The sequence below is a fragment of the Agromyces sp. MMS24-JH15 genome (genome assembly GCF_043518605.1).
In the GTDB taxonomy this organism is placed as follows: domain Bacteria; phylum Actinomycetota; class Actinomycetes; order Actinomycetales; family Microbacteriaceae; genus Agromyces.
In genome coordinates this window covers 1,456,269-1,469,774 of sequence record NZ_CP171358.1, presented here as the reverse complement: position 1 = coordinate 1,469,774, position 13,506 = coordinate 1,456,269, and the positions used below count along the sequence as shown (strand labels likewise).

Below are 13,506 nucleotides of genomic sequence, written 5' to 3'. Positions count from 1 at the left end.
CCAGAGGCACCCGAGTCGGCTGTGGTCCTGAAATGGGGATGCACCGGACGGGAGGGGGATGCACCGGACGGGAGGACCGACGGCAGAACGCCGCCCGAGCGGGGACTCAGAGCCCCGAGTACGCGTGCAGTCCCTTGAAGAACAGGTTCACGATCGTGAAGTTGAACAGGACCGCGCTGAAGCCGATGATCGCGAGCCAGGCCGAGCGCGACCCGCGCCAGCCGCGCGTCGCCCGAGCGTGGATGTACCCGGCGTAGATCACCCAGATGATGAAGGTCCAGACCTCCTTGGTGTCCCACCCCCAGTAGCGGCCCCACGCCTTCTCGGCCCAGATCGCGCCCGCCATGAGCGTGAACGTCCAGAGGATGAACCCGATGATGTTGACGCGGTAGGCGAAGCTCTCGAGCGACACCGACGAGGGCAGCGTCGCGAGGAACGACTTCTTGACGACGTCGGCGCTCGCGACGATCAGCTCGCGCCGCGCCTGCATGAGCTGGACCACCGAGAGCGCGAACCCGAGCGCGAAGAAGCCGACGGCCGACGACGCGACGAACACGTGGATGACCAGCCAGGCCGACTGCAGCGCCGGCGGCAGCGGCACGACGCTCACGTAGAAGTTCACGGTCGCCACGCCGAGCAGCACGAGCACGAGGCCCGTCACGAACGTGCCGAGGAACCGCAGGTCGACCTTCGAGAACACCAGCACGCCGAGGTACACGGTCGTGATGACGAGCGTGCCGGTGAGCGCGAACTCGTACATGTTGGCCCACGGCACGCGGCCCGCGGCGACGCCGCGGAGGATGTCGCCGGTCAGGTGCAGCAGCCATGCGAGCACGGTCATCGCGACCGCGACGCGGAGCACGGCCGAGCGGCCGTAGTCGACGGATGCCCCGAGGCTGACCGCGCTCGCCCAGCGGGAACGCTTCGCACCGTCCTGCTGGTCTCGAGACGCGTCCTCGCTCCGCTCGGTCGCTCCTCGACCACCGGAGGTCGACGCATCCCGCCGGTCGAGGAGCGCCGACGAAGTCGACGCGTCTCGAGACCCGGCGACGGCGAGCTCGCGCTCGTCCGCCGCCTTCGCCGCGACCGCGCCGCGACGCGCGAGGTCGACGGCGTACGCGATGAACGCGATCGCGTACACGGCCATCGCCGAGTACACGCACAGGATCGAGAGCTGGTCGAGCGAGAACGTCACGGTCATACCTTACGTCGCGGGTTGCGAGGAATCTTCAGTCGGGGATGCCCCGTCGGGCAGCCGTCCGCCGTGCTCGTCGGCGAACGCGACGACCGCCTGCGCGAGACCGGGGTCGTCGCCGCGCGCGAGTCCCGCGTACTCGAGCACGACCCGGCCGTCGGCGCCCGCGACGGCCTTCACCCACATGCGCCGACGCGGCACGAACAGCGAGACGAGCAGTCCGCCGAGGATGAGGATCGCGAACAGCAGCACCCAGCCCTGCGACGGGTCGTGGTGGATGTCGAACGAGGCGAACCGCTTCACGCTGTGCGAGTAGTCGCCGGCGGCGGTGCCCTCGGGCGAGGCATCCTCGAGCGTCACCGTGCCGCGACCGCCCGGCAGCTCGACCGTCTCGCCCGGCATGAGCTCGAGCGAATCGACGCCGGTCTTGCCGCCGGTGAGCTGGGTGAGCTCGCTCGTGTCGAGCGCGTACACCGAGGTCGGCGTGCCGTCGTCGATGCCGAGGTCGCCCTCGTAGACGTTCAGCGTGAGCACCGGGTAGACGAGGTCGGGATAGGTCGACGTGAACGCACCGCTGGTGAGCACGTCCTGCGTCGGGTAGAGGAAGCCGACCATGCCCAGCTGCGCGTCGAGGCCGTCGGTGACCTTCACGACGCCGATCGAGGTGAGGTTCGCGTCCTGCGGCAGGAACGGCACCGAGTCGGTGAAGACGACCTCGCCGTCCGCGTCGCGGACCGTGATCGTGGGCGCGTAGCCGTTCCCGAGCAGGTAGACGTCGGTGTCGTGCGTGCGCAGCGGCTCGTTGACCTTGACCGTGCCCGCCTCGGGCTCACCGCCCCGCGACGTGACCTGCACGCGCGCGGTGAAGTCGATCGGCTGGCCGATCGCGTCGGCGTTCTGCGTCTCGTACACCGCCTCGAGGCCCTCGAGCGACAGCTTGTACGGGTCGAGCGAGGCGCCGTCGAAGAAGCGGCCGGGGTTGAACGAGTCGTACGCCGCGAGCGTGTTCACGAACGACTGCCCCTCGACCACGACGCGCTGGCCCTGGAAGCCGAAGCCCCCGCCGATGCCGACCGCCACGAGGATCCCGACCAGCGCCGTGTGGAACACCAGGTTGGCGGTCTCGCGGAGGTACCCGCGCTCGGCCGAGACGCTCGGCGCGCCCGGCCGGTCGTACCGCTCGACGCGGTAGCCCTGGCGCTTGAGGCGTGCGGTCGCGTCGGCGATCGCGGCCTCCGCCGCTGCGCCCGCATCTGCGCCCGCGTCCGCGTCGGGCGCGAGCGCGAGCGGCCGCTCGGCGTACGCAGCCAGCCGCGAGAGGCGGGCCGGCGTCCGCGGCGGGCGCGCGCGCAGCGCCTCGAGGTGGTGCTTCGTGCGCGGGATGATGCAGCCGATCAGCGACACGAACAGCAGCAGGTACACCGCCGAGAACCAGGCCGACGTGTACACGTCGAACAGCTGGAACCCGTCGAGGACGGGCGCGAGGCCCGGGTTGTCGGTGAAGTACTGGGTGACGCCGTTCGGGTCGCTCGAGCGCTGCGGCACGAGGGATCCGGGCACCGCGGCGATCGCGAGCAGCAGCAGGAGCAGCAGCGCGGTCCGCATGCTCGTGAGCTGGCGCCAGCCGAAGCGGAGCCAGCCTGCCACGCCGAGCTTCGGCTGCGCGATCCCGTCGTCGCCGCTGTCGCGGACCGGTCGATCGGATGCCCCGTCGCGCGCGTCGTCCGACGGCCCGACGGGCGCGGAGCCGTCGTCGTAGTCGTCCGGGCGGAGGGGGTCGTGCGTCTCAGAGGACGAGGTCGATGCCACTCATCACCCCCTGGAGTTCGCTCATCCACGCGGTCCAGAGCCCGCTCACCATGATCACGCCGATCACGATCAGCAGGCCGCCGCCGAGGAGGTTGATGGTGCGGATGTGCCGCCGCAGGAAGGCCATCGAGCCGGTCACCCAGCCGAAGCCGAGCGCGACGAGCAGGAAGGGGATGCCGAGGCCGATGCAGTACGCGAGCCCGAGCAGCGCCCCGCGCCACGCCGACTCGGCGTTGAGGCTCAGGCTGAGGACGGCCGCGAGCGCCGGGCCGATGCACGGCGTCCAGCCGAGGCCGAAGACGACGCCGAGCAGGGGCGCGCCGGCGAGGCCGGTCGCGGGTCGCCACGACGGCTTGAACTGCCGCTGCATGAACGTGAACTGCCCGACGAACACGAGCCCCATGCCGATGAGCACGACGCCGAGCACGCGCGTGATCGGGTCCTGCCAGGCGCGCAGCCACGCGCCCGCCGCGCCCGCGAGCGCGGTGTAGACGAGGAACACGACCGTGAACCCTGCGATGAACAGGAGCACGCCGAGCAGGAGCCGGCGGCGGTTCCGCCGCTCGACCGCGGCGTCGGCCGAGGCATCCGTGAACCCGCCGACGTAGCCGAGGTAGCCGGGCACCAGCGGCAGCACGCACGGCGAGAGGAAGGAGATGAGGCCCGCTGCCATCGCAATCGGGATCGCGACGAGGAGCTGACCGCTGAAGACGAGCTCGCCGGGCCCCATCAGGCGGCCTCGGCGAGGAGGTCGTCGACGATCGACTCGAGGATCGACGCATCCTTCAGCTGGCCGAGGATCCGGGCGGCGACACGGCCCTCGCGGTCGAGCACGAGCGTGGTCGGCACCGCGGCCGGCGGCACCTTGCCCGAGAACGCGAGCTGGGCGTCGCCCGAGTCGACGTCGAGGATCGAGGGGTAGCCGATGCCGTAGTCCTGCTCGAACGCCCGGGCAGTGCCGGCCTGGTCGCGCACGTTCACGCCCACGAACGCGACGTCGGCGCCCGCATCGGCGAAGCCCCCGCGGACGTCCTCGAGGATCGGCGCCTCGACCCGGCAGGGCGCGCATCCGGCGTACCAGAAGTTCACGACGGTCACGTCGCCGAGCACGTCGGCCGAGTCGAACGCGTCGCCCTCGGCGGTCGTGCCGCCGAACGCGACGGGCTCGCCACGCTGGTCGGCCGAGAACTCCGAGATCGTGCCGTCGCCCGCGATGTAGTTCTTCCCACTGCCTTCGCGGTACTGCTCGGCGAGCGAGTCCTGGGTGCAGCCGGTGAGCAGCAGCGCGGATGCCGCCGCGAGCGCGACCGCGCCGGCGGCGACGGAGCGGCGCCACCCGGTGGTCGAGGAGCGCCGCCGGAGGCGACGCCACCCGGTGGTCGAGGAGCGCCGCCGGAGGCGACGCGTCTCGAGACCACCGCTGCGCTCGCCCTCGCGGGACATCCGCCGCATCAGACCGCTCCCACGTCCGTGGCCTGCGCCTGCAGGCCCGAGGCCGGGTCGACGTAGCCGACCTCGACGAACCGCCCCGCGCCCGACTGGGGTCGGCGCTCGAGCGTCGTGATGCTCGACAGCGCGCACCGGCGGCGGCGCGGGTCGTGCGCGAGCGAGCGCCCGGCGAGTCGCCGGTGCACCATCCAGATCGGGAGCTGGTGGCTGACGAGGACGACGTCGCCGCCGTCGGCGGCGCGCCAGGCGTCCTCGATCGCCAGGAGCATTCGGCCCGCGATCGAGCCGAACGGCTCGCCCCAGCTCGGCTCCCACGGGTTCACGAGGAAGGCCCAGTTGCGCACGTCGCGGAGCGCGGATTCGGGTCCGCGCATCTTCTTGCCCTCGAACCGGTTCTCGGGTTCGATGATCCGCTCGTCGATGGATGCCTCGAGCCCGAAGGCCTGCTCGATCGGCTCCGCCGACTGGCGCGTGCGCTGCAGCGGCGAGGCGACGATCGCGGAGACCGTGCGCCCGCGTGCCGCGAGGTCGTCGGCCGCCGACTGCGCCATGAGCCGCCCGAGGTCGGACAGGCCGTACCCCTCGAGCCGACCGTAGAGCACGCCCTGCGGGTTGAACACCTCGCCGTGGCGCACGAGATGGATCTGGTCGGCCGGCACGGGCTCCAGTCTACGGAGGCGATTCCTTTGAAACCGCCGTGGGCGGGTGGTGACGCGGGCGGGCGGGGTCGTGCGCCGTCGCGCGATGCGTGCGCCGTCGCGCGATGCGTGCGCCGTCGCGCGATGCGTGCGCCGTCGCGCGATGGGCGGCGCCGTCCCGATGCCGCCGCGGCGCGGGCGGCCCCGCCGCGCGCATCCGCCCGCGCTACAGTCCCGACATGCCCGCCGACCGTCTCGCCGCGCTGGATCGCGCCGCCGCCCGCGCGGCCGCGGACGACCTGCCCGGCGCACTCGCGCTGCTCCCCTGGCTCGTGTCCTCGATCGCGCTCGACCGGGCCGCCGGCCGATTCGACGCGTGGGCGTCGTCGACCGTGGTCGACGAGCACGCCGGCGAGCTCCTCCGCCGGAGCACGTTCGACGGACTGCACGCGATCGCCGGGCTCGCGGACGAGGCCGACTGGCCGATCGGCAACGCGGGCCTCCTCCACGTCTACGGCTACCTGCTCTCGACCGCGGCGACGCCGTACGGCCCGAAGCGCGACCGCTGGCTCGGACCGGCGCTCGCGCGCGCCTACGGCGGGCCGGACACCCGGTTCCACCCGTGGGCGGGCCCCGGCACGCTGCTCGAACGCGTCACCGCCGACGCCACGCGGCTCCTCGCGCGCACCGACGTTCCGCACCGCGCGCGCCGGGTCGACGAGCTGCGGACCGTGGTCGCCGCGCTGCCTGCGCCCGTGCCCGTGCCCGTGCCCGCGAGCGACGGCACCGGCGGCACGGGCGGCGCGATCGCCTACGGGATCGACCGCGGCCGGGGCATCCGACTCGTCACCACGTTCCCCGTCGCCTCCGGCCTTGCCGAGGTGCTCGACGAGTTCGAGGCATCCGCGCCCCGCCTGCGCTGGAACGCCGCCGACCCTCGCGCGCGACCCGGTCAGGGCCCGAATCCCGCCGGGTAGGATGGATGCCCGTGACCGCACGCACCCTCGTCAGCCAGCTCGCCGCCCAGCCCGACGGCCCCGTCTCCGTCGCCGGATGGGTCGAGACCGTCCGCGACCAGAAGAAGGTGCAGTTCGTCATCCTGCGCGATGAGACCGGCGCGGTGCAGCTCGTGACGCCCGCCACGCGCGAGCTCGCCGAGGATGCCCCGGCCGAGGGCCCCGGCTCCGCCGCCGCACTCGCGCTGACCGAGGCGATCTCGGCGCTCGGGCACGGCTCGTTCGTGCGCGTCACGGGTGAGCTCAAGCACGACGAGCGCGTGAAGCTCGGCGGACTCGAGGTGAAGATCGGCTCGCTCGAGGTGGTCTCCGAGGCGCTCGAGACGCCGATCGCGGCCGACTCGTCGCTCGACAAGCGCCTCGACTGGCGCTTCCTCGACCTGCGCCACCCGAAGCAGAACCTCATCTTCCGGGTGCAGACCACGTTCCTGCACGCGCTGCGGAACGTGTGGGTCGAGAAGGGCTTCATCGAGATCCAGACCCCGAAGCTCATGGCTTCGGCGTCGGAGTCGCGCGCCGAGCTGTTCCAGCTCGAGTACTTCGAGGGCGTCGCGTACCTGGCCCAGAGCCCGCAGTTCTTCAAGCAGATGGCCCAGTCGGCCGGCTTCGGCGGCATCTTCGAGGTCGGGCCCGCGTTCCGCGCCGACCCGTCGTTCACGTCGCGCCACGCGACCGAGTTCACCTCGATCGACAGCGAGCTCAGCTGGATCGACTCGCACGAGGACGTCATGGCGCTGCACGAGGAGCTCCTCGTCGCGGGCTTCCAGGCCGTCGCCGACAAGCACGGCGACGAGATCCGCGAGCTCTTCGACGTCGAGGTGACCGTGCCCGCACGGCCGTTCCCGCGCATCCCGCTCGCCGAGGCCAAGCGCCTCGTCGCCGAGCGCGGGTACACCGTGCCGCGCGCCGATGCCGACATCGACCCCGAGGGCGAGCGGCAGATCTCGGCGTACGTTCGCGAGACCTACGGGCACGAGTTCGTCTTCCTCACCGACTACGACTCGAGCATCCGGCCGTTCTACCACATGCGCCGCGAGGGCGACCCGTCGATCACCGACTCCTACGACCTGATCTTCAACGGCGTCGAGATCTCGACCGGCGCCCAGCGCGAGCACCGCATCGACGTGCTCGAGGCGCAGGCCCGCGACAAGGGCCTCGAGCCCGAGGAACTCTCGTTCTACCTCGACTTCTTCCGCTACGGCGTGCCGCCGCACGGCGGGTTCGGCATGGGCCTCGCGCGCGTGCTGATGCTGCTGCTCGGCGAGTCGTCGATCCGCGAGACGACCTACCTGTTCCGCGGCCCGACCCGCCTGCTGCCCTGATCCCGGGGGCTGCGCGCCCGCTGGCCTGATCCCGGCGGGGCTGCGCGCCCCCGCTGTTCCCCCTCCGAGTCGCACAAATCGACGCCACGGCCCATCCCGGCGTCCGATCGCGCGACCTCACCCCGCGACGTCGCGTAAACCGACGCCACCGCGCCACTCCGACGTCCGTTCGCGCGACGCCACCCCGCGATGTCGCGCAAACCGACGCCACCGCCCCACCTCTCCGCCCGTTCGCGCGACCTCACCCCGCGATGTCGCGTAAACCGACGCACGGCCCACCCCGGCGCCCGTTCGCGCCACGCCACCCCGTGATGTCGCGCACAACGACGCCCGCCACGCCACCCCCGGCGCGACGGTTCGCGCTACCCCACCCCGCGATGCCGCGCAAACCGATGTCGCCACGCCACTCCGACGACGTTTCGGGCACCATCACCAGATGACGTGACGCAAATCGACCCATCCTTCGTCGCCGGCGTCGATTCGTGCGACATCGCGTACTGATGTCGGGCGATTCGACCGGCCGACGGTTCGGAGCGCCATCCACGTCGTGCCGCTTGGTCTCGAGGGGGGTGGACGCACTCACGCCGGGTCGCCGGGTCGCCAGCCCCGCTCGATCAGCGCCTCCCGCACGCGTTCGAGTCGTGAGCGCCGCGCGTCGCCGCGGTGCTGCCTCGTGAACCGGAAGACCCTCCAGCCCAGGTGCACGAGATCGTCGAGCCGGTCGATGTCCCTGCCGAACTGCCGGTCATCGGTCCGATGGTGCTCCCCGTCGTACTCCAGGAGCACGCGATACCGCCGGTAGGCAAGGTCGCCGAGCGCGACCTGGACGCCGCGCTCGTCGAGGATCGGCACGTTCACCTGGGGTTCCGGCAGGCCGTACGCCATCACGTCGAGCCGCAACGACGTCTCCTCGGGAGAGTCCGTCGATGGCCGGACGAGTTCGAGCGCGCGAACGAGTCGACGGTGCCCGCGCCGACCGGCATGCCGCTCCACCGCCTCACCCAACTCCTCCATCGTGCAGGTCGGCTGCTTCCGTCGGACCAGCGAGTCGCCCGCGATCACGAGTTCTCGGACGGATGCCGACCCTGCGAGCTGACACCAGGCATCCGCTGCCGCGACGACGGGGAGCCCGCGGATAGCGGTCGTGCGCGTCCCGCCCGCCGCGAGGCGATGCCCGCACACGCCCCGGCCCCGCGGAATCGCCTTCGGGACGAACACGGCCACGTCGACGTCGTCGCTCCGTAATCGGGCCGGCACGATGACGCCGAACAACAGGCACGCCGTCACGTGACTGAACACGTGTCCGTCGCGCATCGTCACCGCCTTCGCACGGCAGCGCGCCTCCGTCGACGTCGCCGCCGTCGCGGTCGCCGCGCTGGTCCCGGTCCCGGTCCCGGTGTGCACCCGCACGCCGTGGAACGGCCGAGCGAGATCCCCGCCGCGCAGGCGCCCCTCGCCCACGCCGAGCCGAGCCGCCTCGGCCACCCCGAACGGGCGGTGCAGCAGGTCTTCCGGAAGCGGTGAGGGCGTGCGCATCCGACCACGCTGACCCGTGTTCGGTGGGGGCGAGCCGCGCCGGCGACGATCAGTGGATGCCCCGCCCCGACGTCCGCCGGTGGAGGACCGCTCGCAGACCAGCGCGGCTGCCGTCCCGCCCGTCGGTTCCCGTGGTTCAGCCCACCGTTGCGCGAGCCCAACCGTCGATTCGCGCGCCAACGCCCCGCGGGATGCGCCGGACCGAGGCCTCCGGATGGTTCGGGTCGATTCGTGCGACACGGCCGCGGGAGATTCGCCGAACCGACGCGGCCGGACGAGTTCGGGGTCGATTCGTGCGACATCGCCGCGCGGGATGCGCCGAACCGAGGCATCCGTGCCCGTTCGCGTCGATTCGCGCGACATGGCCGAGCGACGTGCGCCGAACCGACACATCCCGGATTCGGGTCGATTCCCGCGACACGGCCGCGCGAGATACGCCGAACCGACGCGGCCGGACGGGCTCGGGTCGATTCGTGCGACATCGCCCCGCGGGATGCGCCGAACCGAGGCATCCGTGCGCGTTCGGGTCGAGTCGCGCGACATCGTCGCGCGATGGGCGTCGAACCGACGCCGCCAGGCGGGTGACCGTCGATTCGCCGACATCGCCGCGCCCGTCGAGCAGCGCCGCAGGGCCACGCCGCGCAGCGCGCGCCCGTCAGGCGAGCAGCGCGGCCTTCAGGCGTGCGGCATCGATCCGCCAGTAGGCGTGGACACGTCCGTCGAGCAGCACGACGGGGATCTCCTCAGCGAACCGGTCGAAGAGGTCGGGCTCGACGAGGATGTCTCGTTCCTCGAACGTGATGGCCGGGGCATCCGCCAGCGCTTCGACCTCGGCGCGCACCGCGGCGACCACCTCGCGTGCGTCGTCGCACAGGTGGCATCCGGGCTTGCCGACCAGGGTGAGGGCGATGCTGCGGGTCATCCGTCCAGCCTACGCAGCGCGATCGGCGTCCCCACCTGGGCGCTCGTCAAGTCGGACGCGGCGCTCGTCGAGACGGACGAGCGAACGCGCGCGCACCCGCCCTTCCCCGGGGACAGCGAAAAGCGCCAAGCCGATGGCTTGGCGCTCCAGCCGTGGTCGCCCGGGGCGACTACTTCTTGTTGCGACGCTGGTGGCGCGTCTTGCGAAGAAGCTTGCGGTGCTTCTTCTTCGCCATGCGCTTGCGACGCTTCTTGATGACGGAACCCATCAGAACCTCACAGAAAAGATCGAGCCGGCTGCGCGTGCCGCTGCCGGTGGCGGGAAAGCCTCGGGATAGTCTAGCGGATTCGGGGACTCGCCGTTTCGCAGGGCTGCGAACGCCGCTCCGGCCCCGCTACCGTCGTGGGATGCCGTCGGAATCGCTCGTGATCCGCACCACCTGCGAGGACGATTGGCGCGCGGTCCGCGAGCTCCGCCTCGAGATGCTCCGCGACACCCCCATCGCCTACGGCGAGACCTTCGAGCACGCGCTCGCGCTCCGCGAGCCGGACTGGCGGCACCGGGCCCGCCGCGGCGAGACGGCGGGCCAGACGTCGGTCGTCGCGATCGAGGGCGACCGCTGGGTCGGGCACATGGGCGGGTGGCTGCCGGATGCCTCGACCGTCCCGCTGCTCGTCGGCGTGTACGTCGCGCCGGACCGGCGCGGCGACGCCGCGGGGGTCTCGCGCGCGCTGCTCGCGGCGATCGAACGGTGGGCGCGCGCCTACGGCGACGAGCTGCGGCTCGAGGTGCATGCGTCGAACGAGCGAGCGATCCGGTTCTACGAGAAGCTCGGCTTCGCGTTCACCGGCGGCACGCGCCCGTACGAGCTCGCGCCGGGCGGGCTCGAGCTCGAGATGACGAAGCGCCTGCGGTGAGGCGCGACCGGTCAGCCCTTGCGGAGCTTCGGTGCGACGACGGCCGTGACCTGGTGGGCGGTCTCGGCGAAGGCCTTGCCGATCGCCGAGGCGAACGCGCGCTGCTCATCCCGCAGGGCCGCCTCGCGGAGCCCCGCGCTCGCGAGCTCGGCGGCCTCGGCGGCGGCGTCGCCGGCGAAGAACGGCATGAGCCAGTCCTCGAGCAGTTCGAGCGGCGTGCGGTCGAGCCGGTAGTACCGGTGCTGCCCCTCCTCGCGGACCGAGACGAGCCCCGCCTCGCGGAGCACCTTCAGGTGCTTGGAGACCGTGGGCTGGCTCGTGCCGAGCGCGTTCACGATCTCGGAGACGCTGATCTCCCCGTGCGACAGCGGCTGGGCGGACTCGCGATCGAGGAGGACGGCGAGGATGTCGCGCCGCGTCGGGTCCGCCACCACGTCGAAGATGTCCGCCATGTGCCAAGGCTAGCCAGTGAGGCCGGGGAGTACCATGACTCACGCGTTCCGAAGGCGGATGGTTGGAGGCGGGCGTGAGGCGCACGAGGTCCACGGCGACCCGCCTCGAGAAGCGGGTCGGCTGGCTCGGGGCCATCCGCGACGGCGCCGACCGGTTCATCCGCACCTCGCCGTCGAGGTTCGCGCTGGTCGTGTTCGCGGGCCTGGTGCTGCTGTTCACGCTGCTGTTCTCGTTGCCGATCGCGCGTGCCGGGGCCGGCAGCAGCGCGCCGCTGCACGACGCCTTCTTCACCGCGGTGTCGGTCATCTGCGTCACCGGCCTCGCGACGGTCGACATGGCGAGCTACTGGTCGCCGTTCGGGAACGCGCTCGTCTTCATCGGCGTGAACATCGGCGGCGTCGGCGTGCTCACCCTCGCGACGACGCTCGGCCTGATCATCTCGCGGCGCCTCGGCCTGCGGGCGAAGCTCATGGCGGCGAGCGACACGAACCCGTCGCGGATCCACGTCGGCCCGGTCGCCGAGCGGCAGGCGGTGCGCCTCGGCGAGGTGGGCGGGCTGCTCGTCACGGTCGCCGTGAGCGCCCTCGTGATCGAGGGCGTCGTGGCGGTCGCGATGGTGCCGAGCATGCTCGCGGTCGGCTACGACCTGTTCCACTCGATCTGGTACGCCATGTACTACTCGGCGATGGCGTTCACGAACACCGGATTCAACCCGAACCCGGGCGGGCTCGACCCGTTCCTGCACGACTACTGGCTGCAGTCGTGGCTCATGATCGGCGTGTTCCTCGGCAGCCTCGGCTTCCCCGTGATCTTCGCGCTCTCCCGCGGCTGGCGGAATCCGCGGAAGTGGAGCCTGCACGTGAAGCTGACGCTCACGACCACCACGATCCTCTTCGTCGCGGGCGCCGCGATGTACCTCCTGCTCGAGTACGCGAACCCGAAGACGTACGGCACGATGGACGCCGGGCAGACGGTCTTCCAGTCGATGTTCATGTCGGTGATGGCGCGTTCGGGCGGCTTCTCGACGATCAACATGCACGACCTGTACGGCTCCAGCCAGCTGGTGACCGACATGCTCATGTTCGTCGGCGGCGGCTCGGCGTCGACCGCGGGCGGCATCAAGGTCACCACGCTCGCGGTGCTGTTCCTCGCCGCCTTCGCGGAGGCGCGCGGCGCTCCGTCGATGGAGGCGTTCGGGCGGCGCATCCCGCGCGACATGCTCCGGCTCTCGGTGGCGGTGGTCCTGTGGGGTTCGACGATCGTCGCCGCGTCGTCGATCGCGATCCTGCAGATCTCGAAGGAGCCGTTCGACTTCGTCCTGTTCGACGTGATCTCGGCGTTCGCGACCTGCGGGCTGTCGACCGGACTGACCGCCGACCTGCCGCCCGCGGGCGTGTACGTGATGGCGTTCACCATGTTCTTCGGCCGCGTGGGCACCGTGACGCTCGCCGCGGCCCTCGCCGCGAGCCAGCGGCGACAGCTGTTCAAACGACCGGAAGAGAGGCCCATCGTTGGTTGACCGCATCAAGCATGACGCCCCAGTGCTCGTCATCGGGCTCGGCCGGTTCGGGGCCGCGACCGCGGGCCAGCTCGACCGGCTCGGCCGCGAGGTCCTCGCGGTCGACACCGACGAGACGCTCGTGCAGAAGTGGAGCGAGCGCGTGACGCACGCGGTCGTCGCCGACGCGAAGTCGATCGACGCGCTGCGCCAGATCGGGGCGCAGGACTTCTCGATCGCGGTGTGCGCGGTGGGGTCGTCGGTCGAGGCATCCGTGCTGATCACCGCGAACCTCGTCGACCTCAGGATCCCGCAGATCTGGTCGAAGGCGATCTCGGCCTCGCACGGCAAGATCCTCGAGCGCATCGGCGCGAACCACGTGATCTACCCCGAGCGCGAGGCGGGCGAGCGCACGGCGCACCTGGTGAGCGGGCGGATGCTCGACTTCATCGAGTTCGACGACGACTTCGCGCTCGTGAAGATGTACCCGCCGAAGCCGATCCGGGGGAAGAACCTGACCGAGTCGGGCGTGCGATCGAGGTACAACATCACCGTCGTCGGGGTGAAGAGCCCGGGCAAGCCGTTCACGTACGCGACCGAGCAGACGGTCGTCTCGAACCACGACCTCATCATCGTGTCGGGTCGCGAGGGCGACATCGAGAAGTTCGCAGCGCTCGAGTAGCGGATGCCTCGCGGCCGGCGCTGGGGCACCGCCACGAACTTCGGCTTCACAGTATTCACAACATTGTGA

14 protein-coding genes are annotated in these 13,506 nt (G+C 71.5%); 5 read left to right on the top strand and 9 right to left on the bottom strand.

Annotation, left to right across the window (positions count from 1 at the left end):
- Positions 1-106 precede the first annotated feature (106 nt).
- From ccsB to ACDF64_RS06675, 5 genes are read right to left on the bottom strand one after another with little or no spacing between them, the layout of a single operon-like run.
- Positions 107-1,201: a c-type cytochrome biogenesis protein CcsB gene (gene ccsB / locus ACDF64_RS06695; protein WP_394554266.1), complete on the bottom strand. Its 1,095-nt coding sequence runs from the start codon at positions 1,199-1,201 to the stop codon at positions 107-109.
- Between the two features lie 3 nt (positions 1,202-1,204).
- Positions 1,205-3,004, bottom strand: a complete 1,800-nt coding sequence (locus ACDF64_RS06690) for a cytochrome c biogenesis protein ResB (RefSeq protein WP_394554265.1) — start codon at positions 3,002-3,004, stop codon at positions 1,205-1,207.
- A complete protein-coding gene (locus ACDF64_RS06685) occupies positions 2,982-3,734 on the bottom strand; it encodes a cytochrome c biogenesis CcdA family protein (RefSeq protein ID WP_394554263.1) in 753 nt (250 codons plus the stop codon). Before ACDF64_RS06685 ends, ACDF64_RS06690 begins: the two co-directional genes overlap by 23 nt.
- Entirely contained in the window at positions 3,734-4,447 is a 714-nt protein-coding gene (locus ACDF64_RS06680; RefSeq protein ID WP_394554261.1) for a TlpA family protein disulfide reductase, read from the bottom strand. The genes ACDF64_RS06685 and ACDF64_RS06680 overlap by 1 nt, the downstream gene beginning before the upstream one ends.
- Positions 4,448-4,455: 8 nt before the next feature.
- A complete protein-coding gene (locus ACDF64_RS06675; protein WP_394554260.1) occupies positions 4,456-5,112 on the bottom strand; it encodes a histidine phosphatase family protein in 657 nt (218 codons plus the stop codon).
- Between the two features lie 218 nt (positions 5,113-5,330).
- On the opposite strand from ACDF64_RS06675, the gene ACDF64_RS06670 reads away from it, so the two are divergent.
- Together ACDF64_RS06670 and aspS are read left to right on the top strand one after the other, a co-directional pair.
- Complete coding sequence (locus tag ACDF64_RS06670; RefSeq protein WP_394554258.1) at positions 5,331-6,068, top strand: amino acid deaminase; 738 nt, start codon at positions 5,331-5,333, stop codon at positions 6,066-6,068.
- A 5-nt stretch (positions 6,069-6,073) separates the two neighbouring features.
- Positions 6,074-7,429, top strand: a complete 1,356-nt coding sequence (gene aspS / locus ACDF64_RS06665; protein ID WP_394554256.1) for an aspartate--tRNA(Asn) ligase — start codon at positions 6,074-6,076, stop codon at positions 7,427-7,429.
- Between the two features lie 579 nt (positions 7,430-8,008).
- On the opposite strand, the gene ACDF64_RS06660 is transcribed toward aspS, so the two are convergent.
- The 3 genes from ACDF64_RS06660 to ACDF64_RS06650 all read right to left on the bottom strand — a co-directional run bounded on the left by ACDF64_RS06660 (position 8,009) and on the right by ACDF64_RS06650 (position 10,155).
- Positions 8,009-8,965, bottom strand: a complete 957-nt coding sequence (locus ACDF64_RS06660; RefSeq protein WP_394554254.1) for a hypothetical protein — start codon at positions 8,963-8,965, stop codon at positions 8,009-8,011.
- 655 nt (positions 8,966-9,620) lie between these two features.
- Complete coding sequence (locus ACDF64_RS06655; protein WP_394554253.1) at positions 9,621-9,887, bottom strand: glutaredoxin family protein; 267 nt, start codon at positions 9,885-9,887, stop codon at positions 9,621-9,623.
- Positions 9,888-10,056: 169 nt separating this feature from the next.
- Positions 10,057-10,155, bottom strand: a complete 99-nt coding sequence (locus ACDF64_RS06650) for a 30S ribosomal protein bS22 (protein WP_003792170.1) — start codon at positions 10,153-10,155, stop codon at positions 10,057-10,059.
- A gap of 139 nt (positions 10,156-10,294) precedes the next feature.
- Here ACDF64_RS06650 and ACDF64_RS06645 point away from each other — a divergent pair, with 139 nt between their 5' ends.
- Entirely contained in the window at positions 10,295-10,804 is a 510-nt protein-coding gene (locus tag ACDF64_RS06645; protein WP_394554251.1) for a GNAT family N-acetyltransferase, read from the top strand.
- An 11-nt stretch (positions 10,805-10,815) separates the two neighbouring features.
- Here the strand turns inward: ACDF64_RS06645 and ACDF64_RS06640 are convergent, their stop codons facing one another.
- Positions 10,816-11,256, bottom strand: coding sequence for an ArsR/SmtB family transcription factor (locus ACDF64_RS06640; RefSeq protein ID WP_394554250.1), 441 nt, complete (start codon positions 11,254-11,256; stop codon positions 10,816-10,818).
- Positions 11,257-11,390: 134 nt separating this feature from the next.
- Between ACDF64_RS06640 and ACDF64_RS06635 the strand changes: the two genes are divergently transcribed.
- Positions 11,391-12,776 (top strand): TrkH family potassium uptake protein, encoded by a 1,386-nt coding sequence (locus tag ACDF64_RS06635; protein WP_394555063.1) that lies wholly within the window; start codon positions 11,391-11,393, stop codon positions 12,774-12,776.
- Positions 12,769-13,437, top strand: coding sequence for a potassium channel family protein (locus ACDF64_RS06630; protein ID WP_394554249.1), 669 nt, complete (start codon positions 12,769-12,771; stop codon positions 13,435-13,437). Before ACDF64_RS06635 ends, ACDF64_RS06630 begins: the two co-directional genes overlap by 8 nt.
- Positions 13,438-13,506: the final 69 nt, after the last annotated feature.

Excerpts from the sequence above, each read along its gene's own strand:
- ACDF64_RS06685 (WP_394554263.1), bottom strand. The coding sequence starts at position 3,734 with ATGGGGCCCGGCGAGCTCGTCTTCAGCGGTCAGCTCCTCGTCGCGATC.
- ACDF64_RS06640 (WP_394554250.1), bottom strand. The coding sequence starts at position 11,256 with ATGGCGGACATCTTCGACGTGGTGGCGGACCCGACGCGGCGCGACATC.
- ACDF64_RS06660 (WP_394554254.1), bottom strand. The coding sequence starts at position 8,965 with ATGCGCACGCCCTCACCGCTTCCGGAAGACCTGCTGCACCGCCCGTTC.
- aspS (WP_394554256.1), top strand. The coding sequence starts at position 6,074 with ATGCCCGTGACCGCACGCACCCTCGTCAGCCAGCTCGCCGCCCAGCCC.
- ACDF64_RS06670 (WP_394554258.1), top strand. The coding sequence starts at position 5,331 with ATGCCCGCCGACCGTCTCGCCGCGCTGGATCGCGCCGCCGCCCGCGCG.
- ccsB (WP_394554266.1), bottom strand. The coding sequence starts at position 1,201 with ATGACCGTGACGTTCTCGCTCGACCAGCTCTCGATCCTGTGCGTGTAC.
- ACDF64_RS06650 (WP_003792170.1), bottom strand. The coding sequence starts at position 10,155 with ATGGGTTCCGTCATCAAGAAGCGTCGCAAGCGCATGGCGAAGAAGAAG.
- ACDF64_RS06655 (WP_394554253.1), bottom strand. The coding sequence starts at position 9,887 with ATGACCCGCAGCATCGCCCTCACCCTGGTCGGCAAGCCCGGATGCCAC.
- ACDF64_RS06680 (WP_394554261.1), bottom strand. The coding sequence starts at position 4,447 with ATGTCCCGCGAGGGCGAGCGCAGCGGTGGTCTCGAGACGCGTCGCCTC.
- ACDF64_RS06645 (WP_394554251.1), top strand. The coding sequence starts at position 10,295 with ATGCCGTCGGAATCGCTCGTGATCCGCACCACCTGCGAGGACGATTGG.